Genomic DNA, 21,500 nt, shown 5'->3' on the forward strand with positions numbered 1-21,500 from the left:
GTACCGGCCTCCCCCACCGGCGTTACGGTCATCCCATGATCGACGCGGCGCCGGGCGGGCACGATCCCTTCATCCGCGTGCGCGACGCGCGCGAGCACAACCTGCGGCACGTCGACGTCGACGTCCCGCGCGACCGGATCGTGGTCTTCACGGGCGTGTCGGGGTCGGGGAAGTCCTCGCTGGCGTTCGGCACGATCTACGCCGAGGCGCAGCGCCGGTACCTGGAGTCGGTGAGCCCCTACGCACGGCGGCTGATCGAGCAGGTGGGGGCACCGAAGGTCGGTGACGTCACGGGCCTGCCGCCCGCGGTCGCGTTGCAGCAACCGCGCGGCGGCGGGTCGGTGCGATCGTCGGTGGGGACGGTGACACACCTGTCGAACGTGCTGCGGATGCTCTACTCGCGTGCCGGGGCGTACCCGCCGGGCGCCGAACGTCTCGACTCCGACTCCTTCTCGCCGAACACCCAGGTCGGCGCCTGTCCGCACTGCCACGGGATCGGAACGATCCACGACGTGGACACCGAGCGCATGGTGCCCGACCCGGACCTGAGCATCCGCGCGGGCGCGATCGCGGCCTGGCCGGGGGCGTGGCAGGGCAAGAACTACCGCGACATCCTCGCCGAGCTGGGCGTCGACGTCGACCTGCCGTGGCGGGAACTGCCCGCCGACCGTCGTGAGTGGATCCTGCTCACCGAGGACCAGCCGGTCGTGACCGTCCACCCCGTCCGTGACGCCGACCGGATCACGCGCCCCTACCAGGGCACGTACAGCAGCGCCCGTCGCTACGTCCTGCACACCTATGCCACGACCCGCAGCCCGGCACTGCGGGCGCGGGCCGCGCGTTTCCTCACCTCGCGCCCGTGCCCGGTGTGCGGTGGGAAAAGGCTGCGGCCGGAGTCGCTCGCCGTGACCTTCGGCGGGCACGACATCTCCTTCCCGGCGGCCCTCCCGCTGAGCGAGCTGGCCGAGTTCCTCAGGAAGGAAACCCCGGACACCGAAGGCGCCGAAGGGGAGGCCGCGCGGGCACTGGTCGCCAACCTGGCCGAACGGATCACGACGATGACCGAGCTCGGGCTGGGATACCTGAGCATGTCGCGGTCGACCTCGACGCTCTCGCCCGGGGAGCTTCAGCGGCTGCGGCTGGCCACGCAGCTGCGGTCGGGGCTCTTCGGGGTGGTGTACGTCCTCGACGAACCCTCGGCGGGACTGCATCCCTCCGACACCGAGGCGCTCCTCACGGCACTGGGGAGGCTGCGCCGGGCGGGCAACTCGCTGCTCGTGGTCGAGCACAACCTCGACGTGATGCGCCGTGCCGACTGGATCGTCGACGTCGGTCCCGGCGCCGGTGAACGCGGCGGCCTGGTCCTGTACAGCGGTGAGGTCCCGGGACTGGCGGCGGCCGGGGAGTCGGCCACGAGGCGGTACCTGTTCGCGGGTGAGCGGCGGGCGCGACCCGAGCCGCGCGAGCCTTCGGGGTGGCTGGAGCTGTCGGGGATCACCCGGCACAATCTGCGCGACCTCACCGCCCGTTTCCCGCTCGGGACCCTGACGGCGGTGACGGGAGTGTCGGGTTCGGGAAAGTCCACACTGGTCAGTCAGGTGCTGACCGGTGTGGTGGCCGCGAAACTAGGCGGCGAGCCGCCCGCCGACGGCGAGGACAACGCCGAGGGCGTACCGGTCGAGGACGACCCGGCGGCCGGGGTGACCGCGACCGGTCTCGACGCGGTCGATCGCCTGGTACGCGTCGACCAGCGGCCGATCGGGCGGAGCTCCCGCTCGAACCTGGCCACCTATACGGGTCTGTTCGACACCGTGCGGAAGATGTTCGCCGCCACCGGCGAGGCACGGGAGCGCGGATACGACGCCGGGCGCTTCTCCTTCAACGTCGCCGGCGGGCGCTGCGAGAACTGCCAGGGCGAAGGCGAGATCCACATCGAGATGCTGTTCCTGCCCGGCGCGGCCGCGCCCTGCCCGGTCTGCCGGGGCAGGCGCTACAACCCCGAAACGCTTGAGGTGAAGGTGCGCGGGGCGTCGATCGCCGACGTGCTGGACATGACCGTGGAGCGGGCGCGCGAGGTCTTCGCCGACGTGCCGGGCGCCGCCCGCGCACTGACCGTCCTCGACGAGGTGGGGCTGGGCTACCTGCGGCTCGGCCAGCCCGCCACGACGCTGTCGGGCGGTGAGGCGCAGCGCGTCAAGCTCGCCGCCGAGTTGCAGCGGAAGCGGCGGGGACGCACCCTCTACGTCCTCGACGAGCCCACCACCGGCCTGCATCCGTCCGATGTGGACCTGTTGATGGCGCAGCTCCGCGGCCTGGTCGAGGCCGGGAACACGGTGATCGTCGTCGAACACGACATGCCGGTGGTGGCCGCCGCCGACTGGGTCATCGACCTCGGACCCGGCGGCGGGGACGCCGGCGGCCGCATCGTCGCCGAAGGAACGCCGGCCGACGTCGCCGCGGCCCCGGGCGGCGTCACCGGGCGCTTCCTCGCCGCCTGGGTGTGAATCCACGCGGGGAAAATCCAAGATCGGTGTATTTTCAAGGACACGTCGCCGGTGCCCGGGGAGTGCGCATGAACATTGACGCCCGCCTCATCGAACGCGCCGCCGTGCTCGGGGAGCTCCGCGAGCGCCTGTCCTCGGTCGGCCGGGTCGTCCTGTGGGGCGCCGCCGGGACCGGCCGGACCACCCTGCTGAACACCGTCGTCGACGAGTCGGACGCGGTCGCGCTGCGCGCCCATCTGTCCGAGGCCTACGCCGGTCAGGCCTACGCCGCCGTGACCGACCTGCTCTCCGCGGTCCCCGGCGAGATCCTCGACGGGCTCGGCGAACCCCGGCGCGCGGCCCTCTCGGCCCTGTTACGCCAGTCGGGCCGCGATCCCGCGCCCGACCGCATCGCCGTCCGTCTCGCCGTCCTCGACGCGTTCGGCGCACTGTCGGCCGGGCGGCGGGTGCTCGTGGCCGTCGACGACGCCCAGCACCTCGACGAGGGCAGCGCCGACGTACTGCGCTTCGTCTGCCGCAACCTGCGGCCCGGCCGTCTCGCGGTCCTGTTCGCCACCACCGACCCGGCGCTCGTCGCCGAGGTGTGCGGAAGCCCGTGCCAGGAGCTCATGGTCCCCGGGTGGAGCGTCGCCGAGATCGCCGAGCTCCTCGCCGGGGTGGGCCTGCCGACGCGGCTGGCCGGGCGCATCCACGCCGCCGCCGGAGGCAACCCCGCCCTCGCCCTGCGCATCGCCGGTGCCCTCGGTACCCGTCCACCGCGCGCGCCCCTGCCCGCGCCGCCCGAGATCGGTGCCGCCGCGCGCCGCTCGACCCGCCGCGGCCTGGCCGCCCTCCCCCGGCGAGCGCGGGAGACCCTCCTGCTCGCCGCGCTCGCCGAAAGGCCGACGGTGCGGCTCCTGCGGGCCTGCGGGCGTCGACAGATCCACGAGGACCTCACCGCCGCCGCGGCCGCGGGCCTGCTCTCCCTCGACGGGGACGGCGGGATCCGCTTCAGCGCCGGGCTGGTCGCCGACACGCTCCGCGTCGACGCCGCCGAGACGGCCGTGGCCTCGGCGCACCGGGCGCTGGCCGCCGCCGTCTCCGACCAGGTCGCCGCCGCTCACCACCGCGCGCTGTCCACCGACGCGGTCTCCGAGCCCATCGCCGAACGCCTCGACGAGGCCGCCGAGACCGCGCAGCGGCGCGGTGACCGCCGCAGGGCCGCCGCGCTGTCGATGCTCGCCGCCGAACGGACCCCGCCCGCGCACACCGCCGCCGCCGTCCGCCGCTACCGGGCCGCCGCCCGGCAGGCGGCGCTCGCCGGGGACACCGAACTGACCCAGCGCGCGGCCGACGCCGTCCTCGACCGCGCCACCGACCCGGCCGACCGGGTCCGGGCGCGACTGTCGATCATGGAGGTCGCCGGGCAGGCCTTCGACGTGCTCGACGAGGTCTTCGCCGACGCCGAGACGCACGCCGCCGGGCGGCCCGAACTGCTCGGCGAGGTACGGCTCTGGCTGGCCTGGCGCGCCCACCTTCGCGACGGGGACACCCGCGCGGCCGCCCGCCTCGCCAGGGAAGCCGTCGATCTTGCCGAGCAGGCCGGTGACCGCGCCGGCCGCGGTTTCCTGGTCGAGGCGCTGGCCACCGTCGCCCGCTTCCAGTTCCTCTGCGGCGAACCCGGTTCGGACGAACTGCTCGCCCGCGCCGAGGAGTTGTCCACCCCGGACGAACCGGCCAGCCCGCACGGCGCGCCGGGTTTCGTGCGCGCCCGCCTCGCGCTGTTCGACGACCGGCTCACCGAGGCCCGCGACGACCTGCTGCGCCTGCTGCCGGTGGCCCAGCGGCTCGGTGAGATGAAGGCCCTGGTCGAGGTGTGGCGCAGCCTCGCCGAGGTCGAACTGCGCGCCGGGCGCTGCGGCCTGGCCCGCGACTACGCCCGCCGTGCCATCGCGCACGTCTCCGACAGCGAGGGCTCGCCCGGTTCGGCCCTATACGCCGCGTCCCTGGTCGAAGCCTCCTGCGGCGACCTCGACATGGCCGAGTCCTACGCGCGGCAGGGACTGCGCTCGTCCCGCGAAGACCACGACATCTGGTTCACCGCCAACAGTCTCTACGCGCTCGGCCGCGTACAGCTCGCCGTCGGCGAGGTCACCGCAGCCGTCGACTCACTGCGCAAGGTGCAGACGCTGCACACCGCCTTCGAGGTGTCCGACCCGTCGGTCCTGCACTGGCACGCCGAACTCGTCGAGGCCCTCGCGATCGCCGGGGAGCTGAGCGCCGCCGCCGAGATCTGCGACAAGTCCCGGGCGGCGGCCGTCGAGTACGACCGGCGACCGGTCCTGGCCGAACTCGACCGCGCCGAGGCGGCGGTCCTGGTCGGCAACGGAGACCTCGACGCCGCCGCCGGGCTCCTGCACTCGGCGCGCGAGGTCTTCGCCGCACGCGGCCTGCCCCTCGAAGAGGGCCGGGCGCTGCTGTCGCTGGCTCACGTGGAACGGCGGCGCCGCAGGCGTTCGGCGGCTCGCGCCACCCTCATCGAGGCCGAGGAGATCTTCACCCGCTGCGAGGCCGCGGTGTGGCTGGAGTCCACCGCGCGCGAACGCGCCCGCCTCGAACCGGCCTCCGCCCCGGGCCCGGCCGACGCGCGGCTCACCCCCGCCGAGGCCCGCGTCGCCGAGCTCGTCGCGGCGGGCGCGTCGAACAGTGAAGTCGCCGCGCGGCTGTTCGTCAGCGTCAAGACCGTCGAGGCGACACTCACGCGCGTCTACCGCAAGCTGGGCGTTCGCTCCCGCGGGCAACTCGCCGCGACCGGCCGCCCGAGGGAGTGACCCCACCCCTCCCCTACCCCTCGCGCAGGGCTTTCCCCGATAGCGCCGTACCCGCCACGGCCCTAGCGTCGGCTCAACCGACGGTGCCCGGTGGAGGCGCCGCACTCCCCGGACGCGGCCTCCCCCGCCGTGTCCCGAAAGGACCGACCCATGAGAACGACGAACCTGTGGCGGACGGCCGCGGCGGCCGGCATCGCCGCGGCCTGCGTCCTGCTCGCCGCTCCGGCGGCGCAGGCCGCGACCGGCGAGATCCGCAACGCCGCCGGACCGACCGTCGTCGAAGGCCGCTACATCGCGGTCTTCAAGGACGCCGCGGTCGCCGGTGTCGCCTCGACCGTGGAGAGCAAGGCGGCCGGTTTCGCCGCGAAGTACCACGGCACGGTCGACCTGACCTACTACGCGACCATCCGCGGATTCTCGACCACGATGGACGCCGCCGACGCCCGCCGGATGGCCGCCGACCCGGCCATCGAGTACGTCGAGGCCGTGCACATGGTGCGCCTCGCCGACGACCAGGCCAACCCGCCGAGCTGGGGCCTGGACCGCGTCGACCAGACCGCGCTGCCGCTCGACAAGAAGTACTCCTACCCGTCGAACGGCGGACAGGGCGTCACGATCTACGTCCTCGACACCGGCGTGCGCATGTCCCACCAGACCTTCGGCGGCCGCGCGGCCTCCGGCTACGACTTCATCGACAACGACAGCGACGCCTCCGACTGCCACGGCCACGGCACCCACGTCGCCGGCACCACCGCGGGCAACGAGTACGGCGTGGCCAAGAAGGCCAAGGTCGTCTCGGTGCGCGTCCTCGGCTGCGACGGCAGCGGTCCCAACGACGTCATCGGCAAGGCGATCGACTGGGTCACCGCCAACGCCGTCAAACCGGCCGTGGCGAACATGAGCCTCGGCGACAACGGCAGTCACCCCGTCATGGAGGACGCCGTCCAGCGCTCCATCGACAAGGGCATCCAGTACTCCCTGGCGGGCGGCAACAACGGCAGCGACGCCTGCGGGTTCTCCCCGGCCCGCCTCCCGGCCGCCGTCACCGTCGGCTCCACCGCGGAGAACGACTCCCGCAGCGGCTTCAGTAACCTCGGCACCTGCCTCGACCTGTTCGCGCCCGGCTCGAACATCGTCTCCTCGGCCAACGCCGGCGACACCGCCCGCGCCACCATGAGCGGCACCTCCATGGCGGCACCGCACGTCGCCGGGGCCATGGCGCTCTATCTCGCGGCGAACCCGAGCGCCACTCCGGCGCAGGTCCGCGACGCGATCGTCAACAACGCCACACCCGGCAAGGTCACCAACCCGGGCTCCGGCTCCCCCAACAAGCTGCTCTACACCGGTTTCCTGACCGGACCACCCGTCGAGGACGACTTCTCGGTGAGCGCCGACCCGTCGTCGGCGACCGTCGACCCCGGCGAGTCGGCGACCTCGACGGTCAAGACGGCCATCACCAAGGGCAACGCTCAGCAGATCACCTTGAGCGCGAGCGGGCTCCCGTCGGGGGCGCAGGCCACGTTCAATCCCGCCACGATCAACTCCGGGCAGTCGTCGACGCTGACGATCGCGACCTCGGCGAGCACACCGCAGGGCAGCTACTCCGTCACGGTCACCGCGACCGGGACGAAGGCGACCCGCACGACCGGTTTCACGCTGGTGGTCGGTGACGTCGGGCAGCCGGGCGACCCGACGGCGGCCTTCACCCAGAACTGCTTCACGCAGGGCTTCCGCTTCTGCATGTTCGACGGGACCACGTCGAGCAGCCCGAACGGGCAGATCACCGGCTACGCCTGGAAGTTCGGCGACGGAACCACCGGCTTCGGCGCGCTGACCTCCCACTTCTACAACGCCCCGGGCACCTACCGGGTGGCCTTGACGGTCACCGACGCCAGCGGGAAGACCGCGACGGTGACCAAGGAGGTGAAGGTCTAGGCACCGGTGGATGAGGGCGGGACGCGGCGCCGCGTCCCGCCCTCATCGTGGCCGGGTGCCGGCGCGCGTGCGCCGGTGAGAGCAAGACCGACTACGCCGCGTGGCTCGACTCCCGGCGCTCGCCGTCAACGCCACCCGATCTGTCAGCGCGCGTGCGCACGGGCGAGGACTCTGGGCCGCCGTTCCGGATGATCGGTGCGGCGACGCGTTCCGGCGCGCTCATGGTCGGCCGCAGGCCGAACGGAGTCCCGTAATCGTGCGGGTAGACGGCATGACGATCGAGACCGAGAGTCTCGGTGAAGCGCCCGGGGAACGCGGCGTGGCCGTCGAAGGTGTACGGAGAGTCGCCCGGGGTCGCGCCGTTCCCGAAGCCCGGCAGGTCGAGGGCTATCAGCCGCCACCGGTCGCCGCGGGCGGCGAGCGGGCCGCGGCACGGGAAGGACGGCCGGCACGTCGCGCGGTCCGGCGGCACGGTAGAAGGTCGAGATGCCGTCGACGTGGGTGCGGTGGTGCGCGACCGGCGTGATCCTTCGCCTGCCCATCGGCCGTCTCGCTCACCCGCGCTCCCCACGGATTCACGCTGCCCTCGCGGACCTTCCCGAAGCCCGCACATCCGACTAGCCTCTGGGCACCGACGACCCGAGGGGGACGACGTTGAGGATCCGCCACGCTCTTGCCCTCGCCTGCGCCGCCGTGCTGGCGGCGGGCCCCGTACCGGCCTCCGCGGGCGAACCGGCCGCGCCCGTCGACCCACCATGGACGAGAACCGCCGGCGACACCTCCGTCGTCCCCCTGATCACCGGGGACCGTGTCGAGGTCTTCCCCGGCGGGACCGTCTTCCTGCCCGGCGAGGGTCGCGAGGACGTCGGCTTCACCCGGGTCAGCGGGCTGCCGGGCAATCCCGGCGACACCTACATCGTTCCCTCCGACGCGCGCGCACTGCTCGACGACGGCGTCCTTGACCGGGAACTGTTCAACGTCACCGCGCTCGCGCGCGACGGCTTCGGCGGGGCGGCGACCCTGCCGCTGATCGTGCGCGGGCCGGAAAGCGCGCTGCGGTCCCTCGACGCGGCGGACGGCACCGCTCGCCTCGGCAGCATCGACGCGACCGCCGTCGAGGTCGACCGCGACGGCGCCGCCGCCTTCTGGCACTCGCTGGCGCCCGGACGGGGTGAGCGGGCCATGTCGGGGGTGCGGAAGGTCTGGCTGGACGGGAAGGCGCGGCTGCTGCTGGAGGAGAGCGTGCCGCAGGTCGGCGCACCGGCGGCGTGGGAGGCCGGGTACACGGGCGAGGGTTCGACGGTTGCGGTGCTGGACAGCGGCTACGACCCGGGGCATCCCGATCTCGCGGGCCTGGTGACGGCCGCCGAGGACTTCACCGGGACCTCGCCGGGCGGAATCGACGACCACGGGCACGGGACGCATGTCGCGTCGATCGTGGCGGGTTCAGGCGCGGCCTCCGACGGGCGCCGCAAAGGCGTGGCACCGGGTGCGCACCTGATGGTCGGAAAAATCTGCGTCAAGGCGGGGACCTGTGACGTCAGCGCGGTCATCCGGGGTTTCGAGTGGGCCGCGCGCAACGGGGCCGATGTGGTCAACGCGAGCATCGGTATCTACCTCTCCGACGGCACCGACCCGATGTCGCTGGCGCTCAACGCGCTGTCGGCGGAGACGCAGACGCTGTTCGTGATCTCTTCGGGCAACGAGGGCGCCGACGGTTCCGTCCAGGCCCCGGGCAGCGCCGACGCGGCTCTCACGGTCGGCTCGGTGACGAAGGGCGACGCGCTGTCGTGGTTCTCCAGCCGGGGCCCGCGGATGGGCGACCGGGCGGTCAAACCCGACATCCTCGCGCCGGGCGAGGCCATCGTGGCCGCGCGGGCCGAAGGGACCTTCATGGGTTCGCCGGTGGACGAGTTCTACACCGCGGCCGACGGCACGTCCATGTCGAGCCCGCATGTGGCGGGCGCGGCGGCGATCCTGCGGCAGGTCCATCCCGACTGGACGGCCGCGCGCCTGAAGGCCGTGCTGATGGGCACGGCCGCGGTGATCGAGGGGGTGAGCGTGTACGAGGGCGGCACCGGCCGCCTCGACGTCGCCCGCGCGGTGACGCAGCCGGTCGGCGCCGACGCCGGTTCGATCAGTTTCGGTCTCGTGGCGTTCCCCTACGAGCAGCCGGTTTCCCGCGTGCTGACCTACGCCAACCACTCGGCCACCGACGTGACTCTGTCCTTGGGCTTCGACCAGGAGTCACCGTACACATTGGACAACACCACCGTCACGGTCCCCGCGCACGGCACCGCCGGCGTGACGGTGTCGGTCGACCCCGCCGACGGCGTCACGCCCGGCCTGTACGGGGGCGTGCTCATCGCCTCCGACGGCACCGCCACGGTCCGCACGGCCCTCGGCGCCTACCTCGAACCCGAACTGCACCGCCTCACCGCCCGGATCGAGGGCGTCACCCCCGGGGCATCGTTGAGCGGCGACCTCGGCTGGCTCAACCTCGACACCGGCGAGCGCGGGCTGTTGTCGGCGCCGGAGTCGGGCGCGGCGGCGGGGCGGGTGCCGCCGGGGCGTTACGACGTGTTCGGCACGATCCGCGAGGAGGGCGCGGCGACGGCGCTGGTGAGTGTCGCGGCGGCCGTGACGGTCGGCCACGACGAGGTCGCCTTCACCTGGGATCTCGGCGGGCGGCGGGCGCGGGACTTCGCGTTGCGGGACAGGCCGCGGGCGCGGCCCGAGCAGGGGGTCGTCGAGCTGGGTGCGGTCGCCGTGGGCGGTGACCGCACGGGTTTCCTGCTCTCGCAGGCGTTCGAGGAGGGGCCGGTGTACGTGCTGCCCGCGGCGGGCCTGTCGGCGGGCTTCCACTATTCGCCGCATGTCAGTTTCATCAGCAAGCCGCGCGAGAGGAGGCCGTGGCGCTATGAGGTCGTCGATCCCACGACCGGCGCGGTGCCCGAGGGCGGGACGGTCACGGTCGCCGACGCCGACCTCGCCGTGCGCACGGCCGTGCACGAGAGTCAGGGCGCCTCGTCGCCGGCGGCTCGCGCGAACATCCCGCGCGCCTTCCCGGGGGATCCCGTCGGGTACTACCTCCCGCAGCCGATCCCGCAGACGGTGACGGAGTACTACACGCCCGCGCCCGACTGGGAGTGGGAGCAGCGGCTCGCGTTCGCCGACGCCGAGGGCCGCACCGAGATCGAGACCCGGCGCACGACCGTCCCCATGGGACAGCGGACGACGCGCTGGAACCGGGCTCCCCTGGGCATCGGGCAGGACGAGGGCGAGTTGCTGCTGGCCAGGCGCGGGGACGCGTTCCAGCTGATGGTCCCCATGTTCACCGGACCGGTCGAGGGCTCGGTGACCAGCGGTTTCGATGTGTGGACCGGTGAGACCGAACTGCTGATCGACGGCCACGTCCTGGCCGCCGGGCCGGTCCCGTGCTTCGGGCAGGTCCCGCTGCCGGAGGGGTTCGACGGTGATCTCACGGTCCGCTGCGACGTGCGGCGGACTGTGCCCTGGTCGACGGTCGGTACGCGTTCGGTCGGCGCGTGGACGTTCGCGACCGCGCCGACCTCCGATCCGGGCACGTGGACGCCGGTCGGCATGAACACGGTGCGGGTCGAGGCCTCCGGGGTCTACGACGGTGCCGCGTACGCCTCCGTCCCGCAGGTCGTGGCGCTCGACGTCCAGCGCCCGGCGGGCACCGCCGAGGGGACGGCATCGCTGTCCTTCGAGGTCTCCTACGACGAGGGCGCGTCGTGGCGGAAGGCGCCGCTGCTGCGCATCGGCGACCGCGCGTGGACGGTCCTGGACCATCCCGACGACGCCGGCTCGGTGTCGGTCCGGTCGAAGGTCACCGACACCGAGGGCAACACCGGTGAGGTCACCACGATCCGGGCCTGGAACCTGCGGTGAGGGCCGTCAGGAGGCGGCCACGTCGGCGATGAACCCGCGGACGGCGGCGGCGTAGGCGTCGGGCTCCTCCAGGTGGGCGTGGTGGCTGGAGTTCTCCAGCACCACGACCTTCGGGTCCGGCATGGACTCGCGGTAGACCATCACGGGCACGGGCGGTACGACCGGATCGCGGCGCCCGTAGATCAGGATGCTCGGCTGCTTCAGTTCGGCCAGCCGCGGGTAGGCGGAGTCGAACATGCAGCCCCGGAGGGCGGCGACGTGCTCGGCGGTGCCGCGGGCGAAGTCCTCGTCGCTGAAACCGGAGGCCGCGCGGGCCGCCGTGAACCGGCGGGCGTCGGCCGGGTCGTGGAAGTTCAGTTCGGCGGTGCGGTCGCCGAGGCGGGCGATGACGCTCCAGGCGTCGTCGGCGAGGGTCATGCGGCGGGCGAGGGTCATCAGCTCCCGCGCGCGTTCGGCGCCCTCGGTGTCGCCGTCCTCGTCGAGCATGTCCGCGACGAGGGCCAGGCGGTGCTTGTTGGCCACGTCGGCGTCCCAGCCGGGGCAGTCGAAGATCACCGCGGAGACCGACTCGGGGTGGCGGTGGGCGTACTCGGTGGCCATCCAGCCACCGAAGGAGTGCCCGAGGATCGCCCAGGAGCGGTAGCCGAGGGCCTCCCGCAGCGCCTCGAAGTCGGCGATGACGAGGTCGGCGGTGAGCTCGGTGCCCGGCGTGAGCGGGTCGGAGCGCAGCAGCCCGCGCTGGTCGACACCGATGACGCGGACCGACTCGGCCAGCCGGTCGCCCTGGACGTTCATGAAGTCGAAGGCCGTGGCGCCGGGACCGCCGTGCACGTAGAGCAGCGGCGGCGCGTCCTTTGGGCCGCGCACGTCGGCGAAGACGCGCGTGCCGTTGATCTCGTACAGGGGCATGGTCCCGCCTTCCGTTCAGGGCTGTCGCCGAAACGCTAGGGCAGGCCGCGGCGCCCGCCCAGGTTCTACGCCGAAGGCGAAAACGTCGGGGGCGGCGGTTACGGTGATCCTTTCCCCATTGAGGAGGCCGACCGTGCCCGCATCGGTACTCGTGGTGTTCTCCGGCCTGCCCGGGGCCGGGAAGACGACACTGGCCACCGCGACGGCCGCGGCTTTGGGCTGCACGCACCTGTCGGTGGACGTCGCCGAGGCCGCGATGTGGCGCTGCGGTGTGGACCGTGCCGCCGGCAGCGGGATCGCGGCCTACGAGGTGGCCGCGGCCGTCGCCGAGGTTCAGCTCACGGCCGGCAGGGACGCCGTCGTCGACGCCGTCAACGCCGTGCCCGAGGCCCGCGCGACCTGGGCGCGGATCGGTGCGGCGGCCGGGGTCGAGGTGGCGTGGTTCGAGTGCTTCCTCGACGACCTCGCGCTGCACCGGGCGAGGGTCGAGGGCCGCTCGCCACTTCCGGGCTTCTACAACCCGACCTGGGCCGAGGTCCAGGCCCGCCGGGAGGAGTACGTCTCCTGGCCGGCGGACGTGCCCCGCCTCGACGCCACCGAGCCGGTCGAGGCACTGGTCGGCAAGGTGCTCGGCCACCTCGACCGCTCGGCGCGGGCCTGAGGCTCAGCAGCAGCCGACGTTGTCGACGGTCGGCTGACAGGCGCTGCCGTGCACGCGGATCCGCTGTTTCCCGGCGCCGGTGGCGCAGGCCAGGTCGGTCCGGCAGAAGGTGAGGTCGATGCCCGGGCAGCTCGCGTCGGCGCGGGCGGCCGGAACGAGACGGCCGAGGAGTCGGTCGGCGAGCGAGACGAGGGCGCGGAAGGGCGGCATCGGCGGTTCCTCTCGGCTGTGGCCGTCGGCGTCGGTGTGCGCGGACGGTATCCGAAAGCCTGCCGTAGTCGGGGTATTAAAGTCAACGACCAAACTAAAGGGACGCTTCGCCGAGGACCCCGGCGGCGCGGGTACGCCGGCACCCGCCGGTTGTCGCCCTCCGAGGCGCCGATGCCGAGTTCGGTCCGTGCCACCGGCGTGGGCCCGCCGTACGGCGTCGACGAACTGAGCGGTGTCGGTCACCCGGTCTTTGAGCGGGTACCCGACGGCGCACCTCTCGCGGCCTTCAGCCCGCCAGGTGCGTCGCCATCGCCGTGATCGTCGGATGGTCCCAGGCGAGCATGGAGTCGACGGGGCGTTCGAAGCGGCGCTCGACGTCGGCCGCGAGGCAGATCAGGTGCACCGAACCAAGGCCGAGCGCGGTGAAGGAGGCGTTCCGGTCGACGCCTTCGGCCGGGATCTTCAGGTAGAAGGCGACGCGCTCGGCGAGCCAGGTGGCGAGCTCGGTGCTGGTGTCGTTCGTCGGTCCGGTCATGTCGTGCCGCCTCGGGTCAGGTGGGTGAAGATGTCGTCGACGTCTTCTGGTGGAAGTGGTGAGCCGTCGCCGTCGCATCGCCGGGCGATCGTCGTGAGGACGGCGTGGTGCCAGGGACTGTCGGCCGGGTGGTGTTCTGCGGCCAGGAGGTGCGTGTAGGTGTCGGTGAGGGCCGGTGTGACCGGGCCGTCGGCTCGCCGGCGTCGCCAGCGGGCGGCGTGGTCCGGGAGTCGGCGGGTGGGCGGGTCGGCGGGCAGCCGTTCGGCGAGTTCCCGGCGTGTGCGGCTCGGCGGGGGCAGGCCCTCGGTGACCGCGAGCAACGCTTCACCGAAGTCGGCGTGGTCGCCTTCGCGCAGGTAGAAGCGCGCGCCGAGGACGACCGACAGTTCCCGGAGCGCGCGGTTCGCGGTGGCGACGACGAGATGCTCGGCGCCCGGGTCGGCTGACGCGGCGGCGGCGCGCAGGATCTCCAGGTCGAGGTGAGCGGTGGCCAGCACGGTTCGCGCGTGCGGGAACTCGGCGACGGTGGCGCCGTGGAGGCGCCGTCCGAGGGCGAAGTTGAGGGTGGTGGCGAGCGCGGTCTCCACCGAGCGCACGACGGTGGACCGGTCGGCGGGCATCAGCACGGCATCAGCGACGGGGTGCGTCCGCTGGTCGCGCGTGACTCGGCGAGGCAGATGTCGCGGAGGCGGGGATCGAGCGGGCTCGTGTTCTCCAGTCGCCACAGAGCGAGGCGCAGCCAGGCCGCGTCCGTCCATAGTGGTGTGTCAAGTCGGTAGGCGTTGGCCAGCCACAGCCCGACGCAGGCCGCGGCCGCGACGGCCTCGGTGAGGCGCGCGGCGAGATGGAGGCGCTCGGCCGGGGCTCTCCCGTTCGGGGCTGCCGGGCCGCCGAGACGGGCCGTGATGGTGTCGACGCGTTCCTTGAGGCTTTCGACCTGTCCGGCCGCCGGGCCGGTGACGGATCGTGTGTGCGCGGGCAGGGCGTTGAGGACGCTCGATCCGCCGATCGCCAGGGGCGAAAGGTGTTCCGGCGCGAACGCGGGCGGCGGTGCGCTCAGGTCCAGGGCTGCGCGGAGGCCGTCGTGGTCGACGTGTTCGGACCGGTATCCGTTGAGCAGCAGGGGGAACTGGGCCGTGAGCGAGGCGAGGTTGACCACGGTGCTTCCGTCGAAGAGCCCGACGACGCGGTGGTCGCGGACGACTTCGCGGTAGTCGCCGTCGGGTCCGGCGAGGTCGGCGAGGTCTTCGAGGAGCCGGTCGGTGCGGGTCGGCACGAGGTACTTCACGACGGCCGACATGACGGCCATCTCGCCGGGGAGGGCGTGGATGGAGCGTGCGGCCACGAGGGCGACGGCCTCGTTGATCAGCCGGTCGGCGAGCGCGGTGGCGAGCACCTCGTCGTTCCAGGGCGTGGTGTCGTCGTTGGCCAGTGCGAGGCGCAGGGCGTGGTCGGCGGCTCCCAGGGAGAGGGCGGCGCACATGGTGCGGGTCAGCTGGAGTCCTTTGACGACCGTGGCGAGGCCGCTGCCGGGCGTGCCGATGAGCGTGCCGGCGGGGACGGTGACGCCGTCGAACTCGATACCGCTGATGTCGGCGCCGCGGATGCCGTGCGTGGGCACCTTCGGAAGGTGGCGCCAGCCGCTGTCGGGCAGGTCCTCCTTGTCGATGAGGTGCAGGTTCAAGGCGTCGCCTTCGCCTTTGGCGAGCAGGCAGAGGAGCCTGCCGCGGGTGGCGTTGTTGACCGGCCACTTGCGGCCGCGCAGCACGAATCCGCGCTCGGTGCGGACGGCGGTGGTGTCGGTGGCGAGCAGGTCGGCGCCGTGCTCGGGTTCGGTGAGGGCCAGCGCGACGGGTGCGCCTTCGGTGATCAGCGCCGCCAGTCGCGCGGTCTGTTCCGGTGATCCGGACAGCCAGACGCCGACGGCTCCGAGGAAGGTCTTGCCGTGTGCGATCGCGAGGGTGAGATCGCGGGCGGCGATGGTGCGCAGTGCCGTGAGCAGCTCGGTGTGGTCGGTGAGCCGTCCGCCGAGGGACGCGGGAATGTAGAGGCCCTGCAGGCCCTGGCGGGTGAGTGCGTCGACGGCCTCGCTGGGGAACTTCTCGCTGTCGGGTTCGGTTGCGGGATAAGGCATCGGCGGCCTCGGTGCGGAAGCGCGCGCGGACGGCCGTTTCGAGCTCCTCGTAGACGGCGGGCACGGCGTCGGCCATGAAGAGTTCGCGGAGATGCGCGCGCCGGACTTTGCCGCTGGTGGTGCGCGGAACGCCGCCGGGCCGGACCAGCACGATGTTGGCGACCGGGACGCCGAGGGCCCGGTGCGCCGCGCGGCGCATGCGTTCGGCGAGGTCGGCCGGGGTGGTGCCGGCGAGTTTGGCGGCGCGCAGCTCGTGGACGACGACGCAGTGCTCGCGGCCGGTGTCGACGGAAAACGCGGCGCCGCGGAGTCCGGCGAGCGCGTCGTGGACCTCCGCGACGGCGTGCTCGATGTCGCGGGGGTGGAAGTTGCGGCCGGAGAGGATGATCAGCTCCTTGCGGCGGCCGACGACGTACAGTTCGCCGTCGTGCAGGAACCCGAGGTCGCCCGTGCGCAGGTACGGTCCGCGTCCGTCCACCGTGGTCGCCGCGAAGGTCTCGCCGGTGAGTTCGGGCCGGCCGAGGTAGCCGCGGGCGACGCTGCCGCCGCGCAGCCAGATCTCACCGTGGGAGCCGTCGGGCAGGACGTGCCGGGTCTCGGGATCGACGACGGTGACGTCGACGTCGGGTGTGGCGCGGCCGCTGGAGACCAGGCGCCGGTCGTCGACGGTGAGGGTCGCCGGTGGCCGGCCGGGCGGCGTGCTGGTGACCAGGAGCGTCGACTCGGCGAGTCCGTAGGCGGGACACAGGGTCTCTGGACGCAGGCCCCAGGGCGCGAAACGTTCGGCGAACTCGGCGACCGTGGCCGCACGGATCGGTTCGGCTCCGTTGACCGCGTATCGCCAGGCGCTGAGGTCGACGCCGTCCAGGTCGGTGTCCTCGATGTGCCGGACGCACAGGTCGTAGCCGAAGTCGGGTGCGGTCGAGTGGGTCGCGCGGTGGCCGGAGAGGGCGCGCAGCCATCGGTGGGGTGCCTTGGCGAAGGTGAGCGGGGACATGGAGACGCTTGTTCCGCCTTCGTTCAAGGGGAAGAGCAGCTGCCCGATGAGGCCCATGTCGTGGTGGTGCGGCAGCCAGCCGGCGAAGACCATCGGGCCGTCGACGGGCATCTGGCGGGCCAGGTGCGCGAGGTTGTGGGCGAGGTTGTCGTTGCCGACCATCACGCCGCGCGGGGCCGTCGTCGAACCGGAGGTGTACTGAAGGAACGCGATGTCACCGGGGGCCGGATCGGCGGGCGTGCCGGTGGCGTCCAGGTCGAGTATCCGCACCGAGCCGGGCAGGTGGCGGGCGACCGTGTCGCGGAGTCGCGGGGTCGTGCAGGCGAAGGCGATACCGGCGTCGGCGACGATGCCCTCAACACGTTCGGCGCTGCCGGCCCCGGCGCCGGGAACCGGTGCGGGGACGGCGATCGCGCCGGCGTGGAGGCAGGCGAGGAACGCGCGGAGGAAGTCCGGGCCGGTCGGGTGGAGCAGCAGGACCGCCTCGCCGGCGGCCCCTGCGGCGGTCAACCGCGCGGCGGCCGCGCGCACGTCACGGTCGAGTTCGGCGTAGGTGATCCTCAGCGCGGTCAGGTTCTCGTCGAGGAAGACGCACGCGACGGCGCCGGGACGTTCACGCGCGTGCCGTCGCAGGGCGCCGGTCAAGAACTCCACGCGCTCGGCTCCCGTGTCATGGCTCGTGGTTCCGGCAGGCGGCCCGCGTCGGCGAGGTGCCGGAAGATGCGGAAGAAGTGCGCCCGGTCCAGATCCGGCGAGGTCTCGCCCAGGGCCCGGGTGGTCTCGGCGCACGCCACCTCAGGGAGCAGGTGGCCGGGCGTGCGGCCGAGGAGGTGGGAGATCGCCTCGGACAGGGCGAGTACGACGAAGGCGCTGGGTAGCGCGAGTCGTTCGCGGAGGGCGGCGTCCCACTCGTCGAGGGTGACTTCGCTGAGCTCGTAGCCGAAGGCGCGGGCGTGAGCGAAGATGTCGGCGGTGGCGACCGGGGTGGGGTGCACGGGGTGGAAGGTGCGGCCGGCGGCGTCCGGTCGCTGCGACAGGCTGACGATCGCGCGTGCGACGAAGTCCACGGGTGCCGCGGGGAAACGGCCGGGGCAGACCGGGGCGAGGCCGGTCTCGACCGCCGCGCGAATGAGGCGGACCTCGACGTCGCCTTCCGGGCAGGCGCCGGTGCGGCTGTCGCCGAGGATGATGCCGGGCCGGTGGACGGTGACGGGCAGGCCCGCCGCCCCGGCCGCGCGGACGAGCTGTTCGGCGGCGAGTTTGCTTCGCGCGTAACCGATCCCGCAGGCGTACTCCTCTTTCGGCGCGGTCGACTCCTCGATGGTGCCGACTCCGGCGGCGCGCGCCGAACCGAAGGCGGCCAGCGTCGACACGTGGTGGAGGTGCTTGGGCCTCCCGTGCCGGGCGAAGGCGATGGCCACTTCGGTGCCCACGACGTTGGCGGGCGCGAGCCGGGCGCGGTCGGCGACCATGCTGACCCATGCCCCGCAGTGGTACACGGCGTCGACGCGTTCGGCGAGTGCGTCGTAGTCGGCGGCGCCGAGACCGAAGCGGGGACGGGTGAAGTCGCCGTGCACGGTCGTGACGCGCCGGGTCAGTTCCGGTTCGGCGCCGAGTTCGGCGAGCCGTTCGACGAGGCGCCGCCGGGCGCCGGCGCCGCTCTTGCCGCGGACCAGGCAGTGGACGCCGGTTCCGGTGCGCCGCAACAACTCCAGGCAGACGTGCCCGCCGAGGAAGCCGGTCGCGCCCGTCAGCAGTACGTTCCGCACCGGCTCGGATGTACGTGTCATATCGGGCAATCTTAGGCAGAACGCCTAGGCTGTGGGCGTTCAGGCCGGGACGATCCTCCGTCGCGGGCCGCTCCTTTGAAAGGCTCACCAGTGATCAACGATCTCCAGACCCGCAAGCTCGACCGGGCCTTCGGGCACCTCGACGTCGACAAGAACGGCTCGATCGAGTACCAGGACCTGATCGACCTGGCCAGCAGGCTGCTGTCGGCCTTCGAGGTGACGCCGGCGTCGGACAAGGGCCAGGCGGTGCTGGACTCCTTCGAGGGCTTCTGGGACGCGATGGTCGCCGCCGCCGACATGGACGGCGACCGCCGCCTCAGCCCGCAGGAGTGGCGCGCGGGCATGAGCGGTGCCTTCATCGAGCGCGACGGCGGCTTCGACCGGAGCATGCGCCCGGCGGTCAAGGCTGTCGCCGACCTGCTCGACACCGACGGGAACGGAACCCTGAGCATCGAGGAGTTCCGCGCGATGCAGCGCGCCTTCGGCACCGCCGCCGAAGACGTCGAACCCGCCTTCGCGCGCATCGACACCGACGGCAGCGGTGAGCTCACCGTCGGCGAACTGGTCGAGGCCGCGCGGCAGTTCTACATCGGCGCCGACGAGTCGGCACCGGGGAACTCGTTCTTCGGGCCGATCTAGCGCGGACACGAACGACGGCCCGCACCGGCATCGGTGCGGGCAGTCGTGTTCGGTACGGCCCCGTGCCTTCGGATGGAGCCGTCGGTGCACGCCCGGCGCGACGAGATCGCGCCGGGCGTGCCGACATCAGGGCGTGTCGCCGATGGAGATGTCGTCCACGTAGAGCGTCGTCCCCACGGTTCCGGGGCCGGTGAGGTACGCCCACACCGTGGTGGTGCCCGACGGGGCCGCGAAGTTCGCCGACGCCTGCTGCCACGTGGTGGTCAGGGCCGGGAGCTGCACGATGTCGGTCTGGAGGGTCTCCTGGTTCACGTTGAGCCACTTGATGGTGAGCTTCGGTGCGACCGTGGTGCCGGTGGCTCCCTTGGCCCACAGGCGAACGGTCTTGTCGCCGGGGGTGATGGCGTTTCCGGGGAAGGCCGAGACCGTGGCGCCCCAGCCGTCGGGCGCCGTGGCCTTGATCTCCAGGCTGTGCGTACCGCCGTGTGCCGCGGCGGTGCTCTGGGCCAGTGCCGCCGAGAACCACACGCCCCAGGTTCCGGTGCCGGTGCCCTCAAGGGTGGCGGTGGCGGCGTCGAGGACGTTGGCGACGTCCGGCGGCGGGCCCTGGTCGCTGGTGCTGCCCTGGTCCTGGTTGAACGGGGCGGCGCGCCAGGTGTCCCAGCTGATCGTCTCGCCGTAGCCCTTCGCGAACTTCCACGGACCGTAGTAGTGGTTGTTCGCGAAGACGTTGCCGTTGTTGTACATGACGGCGTTCTGGATGTCGCCGACCGTCCAGGGCGCCCAGCTGATGTTGTTGGCGCCCGACGCGATCAGCGCGTTGGCCCCGCAGTACGTGCCGGTGCACGGCACGGCGGCGGGGTTGAAGCGGAACTCGTTGTCGGTGACCTCGACGTTCTTCGCGTGCCAGCGGCAGTCGGTCTTGTACGGTTCCTGGCTGATCTGGGTGTAGCAGGGGTGCGCGAAGGTCCGCGGTTCGGGATAGGCCGTATCCGCCTCGCCCGCGGGCTTTCTGACCAGCGTCGGCGCGACCAGCGGGGTGCAGTAGCCGGTGCTGGTGTTGCCGTAGGAGTTGCAGAAGCGGTTGGCGCTCTCGAAGATCGAGACGCCGGAGAAGTTGTCCTCGAAGGCGTTGCCGTAGACCCGCAGCTTCGTCGAACCCGAGATCGTGCTGGCCAGTCGCGGCTCGCCACCGGACTCGGAGAGGTAGATGGCCGGAGCCGGTGAACCGGTGTTGCGCACGCCCTTCACCCAGGCGTTGCGCTTGAAGGTGTTGTTGCGAATGGTCGCGTTGTAGCTGATCTCGTAGAACAGGCCTTCGTCGTCGTTGTGGTCGATGTAATTGCCTTCGAAAAGGAAATCGATGTTGTTCGTGTCGGCCCACAAACCGACGCTCTTGTTGTCGTGCACCCAGTTGTTGGTGACCTTGGCGCCGTTGACGTCCCAGAACTTCGCGCCACCCGTGCAGCCGCAGCCCGGAATGATCGATTCCCAGTCGTCGGTGTTGTTACCGGCGATCTCGTTGTGGTCGACGACGATGTTCTTGATCGCCGAGTCACTTTCGATGGGGTCCTGGAACATACTGAACCCGTACTGCCCATTGTCCTTGATGCAGTTGTAGCTCAATACGGAACGACTGCCGATCATGACGCCGGCGCCGTCGTTGTTCTGGATGGTGTTGTGATCCACGACCCAGCCGTCGGCGTTGCCGTGGTTGATCACACCTTCGTCGCCGTTGCTCTTGCCGGTGCCGAAGTTGCGGATCGTCAGGTACCGGATGGTCACGTTCTCCGCGTCGCTCTCGAACGCGAAGAGGTTCAGGTTCTTCCCGTCGAGGATCGCCCCGGGGCCGCCCACGAAGGTGGCGCCCGTACCCGGCACGATCTTGCTGTACAGGCCGGTGCCGAAGGTGTGCTCGCCCGGCGCGAACCAGTACGTGGCTCCGGCCTGGGAGAAGTTGAAGCCGGTGTTGTCCCCCTTGGGGACGGTCACCGCACCCTGGGGGGCGGTCGCCGGACCGGTGAGCAGTGCGGTGTTGCCGCAGATCTGCGCGGGCGGGGTGGTCGGCGCGGCGGCCGCCGCGTACGTCCCGGTCTTTTCCTCGGCGGCCTGCGCGGGCGCGGCCTGGAGGGCCGCGATCCCGAGAGCGCAGGTCACCACGAGCGCAATTTTTCGATTCGCCATCACTGGCTACGTCCTTTGCGTGAGAATGAGGCGCGAGCGCCGCAAGGGATGACCCGAGAACCGGTCATTAATTCACGAAGAACCCTTTGCATCCAGCACCTTTCTTACCGAGTTGAGCGGGCAGCGCAACCCCATGGCGACGCCCTTTGGCACGCGCCGCCACTTTGGCTTGGGATTACAAACTTTTATAAACCGGACAGTGCGAGCCCGTCAAGACCTGACGGCAATGAAAGATTTTCGCCGGATTGTGCACACATCGCCCGCACGGAATGCCCTG

Annotated in this window: 14 protein-coding genes and 1 pseudogene; 6 read left to right on the forward strand and 9 right to left on the reverse strand. The window is 72.1% G+C overall.

Annotated features, from left to right (window positions below; all coding sequences use genetic code 11):
* Positions 1-35: 35 nt before the first annotated feature.
* The 3 genes from uvrA (at position 36) to HNR73_RS16825 (ending at position 7,249) form a co-directional block, all read left to right on the forward strand.
* Positions 36-2,504 carry an excinuclease ABC subunit UvrA gene (uvrA, locus tag HNR73_RS16815; RefSeq protein ID WP_184788445.1) on the forward strand — a complete coding sequence of 823 codons (2,469 nt, stop codon included), beginning with the start codon at positions 36-38 and terminating at the stop codon, positions 2,502-2,504.
* A 68-nt stretch (positions 2,505-2,572) separates the two neighbouring features.
* Complete coding sequence (locus HNR73_RS16820; protein WP_184788446.1) at positions 2,573-5,314, forward strand: helix-turn-helix transcriptional regulator; 2,742 nt, start codon at positions 2,573-2,575, stop codon at positions 5,312-5,314.
* A 150-nt stretch (positions 5,315-5,464) separates the two neighbouring features.
* The gene (locus HNR73_RS16825; RefSeq protein WP_184788447.1) at positions 5,465-7,249 is read left to right on the forward strand and encodes a S8 family serine peptidase; all 1,785 of its coding nucleotides are present in this window, start codon (positions 5,465-5,467) and stop codon (positions 7,247-7,249) included.
* A gap of 91 nt (positions 7,250-7,340) precedes the next feature.
* Here the strand turns inward: HNR73_RS16825 and HNR73_RS16830 are convergent, their stop codons facing one another.
* Positions 7,341-7,721, reverse strand: a complete 381-nt coding sequence (locus HNR73_RS16830) for an alpha/beta fold hydrolase (protein WP_184788448.1) — start codon at positions 7,719-7,721, stop codon at positions 7,341-7,343.
* Positions 7,722-7,903: 182 nt separating this feature from the next.
* Here HNR73_RS16830 and HNR73_RS16835 point away from each other — a divergent pair, with 182 nt between their 5' ends.
* Positions 7,904-11,164, forward strand: a complete 3,261-nt coding sequence (locus HNR73_RS16835; protein WP_184788449.1) for a S8 family serine peptidase — start codon at positions 7,904-7,906, stop codon at positions 11,162-11,164.
* Between the two features lie 6 nt (positions 11,165-11,170).
* On the opposite strand, the gene HNR73_RS16840 is transcribed toward HNR73_RS16835, so the two are convergent.
* Positions 11,171-12,073, reverse strand: a complete 903-nt coding sequence (locus tag HNR73_RS16840) for an alpha/beta fold hydrolase (protein ID WP_184788450.1) — start codon at positions 12,071-12,073, stop codon at positions 11,171-11,173.
* A 133-nt stretch (positions 12,074-12,206) separates the two neighbouring features.
* Here HNR73_RS16840 and HNR73_RS16845 point away from each other — a divergent pair, with 133 nt between their 5' ends.
* The gene (locus HNR73_RS16845; protein WP_184788451.1) at positions 12,207-12,734 is read left to right on the forward strand and encodes a P-loop nucleotide/nucleoside kinase family protein; all 528 of its coding nucleotides are present in this window, start codon (positions 12,207-12,209) and stop codon (positions 12,732-12,734) included.
* A gap of 3 nt (positions 12,735-12,737) precedes the next feature.
* Here HNR73_RS16845 and HNR73_RS16850 read toward each other — a convergent pair whose 3' ends face one another.
* The 6 genes and pseudogenes from HNR73_RS16850 to HNR73_RS16875 all read right to left on the reverse strand — a co-directional run bounded on the left by HNR73_RS16850 (position 12,738) and on the right by HNR73_RS16875 (position 18,400).
* Positions 12,738-12,944 (reverse strand): hypothetical protein, encoded by a 207-nt coding sequence (locus HNR73_RS16850; RefSeq protein ID WP_184788452.1) that lies wholly within the window; start codon positions 12,942-12,944, stop codon positions 12,738-12,740.
* Between the two features lie 286 nt (positions 12,945-13,230).
* Positions 13,231-13,479: an acyl carrier protein gene (locus HNR73_RS16855; protein WP_184788453.1), complete on the reverse strand. Its 249-nt coding sequence runs from the start codon at positions 13,477-13,479 to the stop codon at positions 13,231-13,233.
* Entirely contained in the window at positions 13,476-14,099 is a 624-nt protein-coding gene (locus HNR73_RS16860; RefSeq protein ID WP_184788454.1) for a hypothetical protein, read from the reverse strand. The genes HNR73_RS16855 and HNR73_RS16860 overlap by 4 nt, the downstream gene beginning before the upstream one ends.
* Positions 14,099-15,613: an acyl-CoA dehydrogenase family protein gene (locus HNR73_RS16865; RefSeq protein ID WP_184788455.1), complete on the reverse strand. Its 1,515-nt coding sequence runs from the start codon at positions 15,611-15,613 to the stop codon at positions 14,099-14,101. The genes HNR73_RS16860 and HNR73_RS16865 overlap by 1 nt, the downstream gene beginning before the upstream one ends.
* Before the next feature lie 580 nt (positions 15,614-16,193).
* Positions 16,194-17,264, reverse strand: a pseudogene (locus HNR73_RS41195) (AMP-binding protein); the annotation flags it as partial.
* On the reverse strand, positions 17,252-18,400 hold the full coding sequence (locus HNR73_RS16875) for an SDR family oxidoreductase (RefSeq protein WP_184788457.1): 1,149 nt from the start codon (positions 18,398-18,400) through the stop codon (positions 17,252-17,254). The gene HNR73_RS16875 and the pseudogene HNR73_RS41195, both read right to left, overlap by 13 nt.
* 90 nt (positions 18,401-18,490) lie before the next feature.
* Here HNR73_RS16875 and HNR73_RS16880 point away from each other — a divergent pair, with 90 nt between their 5' ends.
* A complete protein-coding gene (locus HNR73_RS16880) occupies positions 18,491-19,039 on the forward strand; it encodes an EF-hand domain-containing protein (protein WP_184788458.1) in 549 nt (182 codons plus the stop codon).
* Positions 19,040-19,165: 126 nt separating this feature from the next.
* On the opposite strand, the gene HNR73_RS16885 is transcribed toward HNR73_RS16880, so the two are convergent.
* Positions 19,166-21,199 (reverse strand): right-handed parallel beta-helix repeat-containing protein, encoded by a 2,034-nt coding sequence (locus HNR73_RS16885; RefSeq protein ID WP_203686813.1) that lies wholly within the window; start codon positions 21,197-21,199, stop codon positions 19,166-19,168.
* Between the last annotated feature and the right edge of the window lie 301 nt (positions 21,200-21,500).

Origin of the sequence: Phytomonospora endophytica, assembly GCF_014202425.1 — a bacterium.
Classification (GTDB): Bacteria; Actinomycetota; Actinomycetes; order Mycobacteriales; family Micromonosporaceae; genus Phytomonospora; species Phytomonospora endophytica.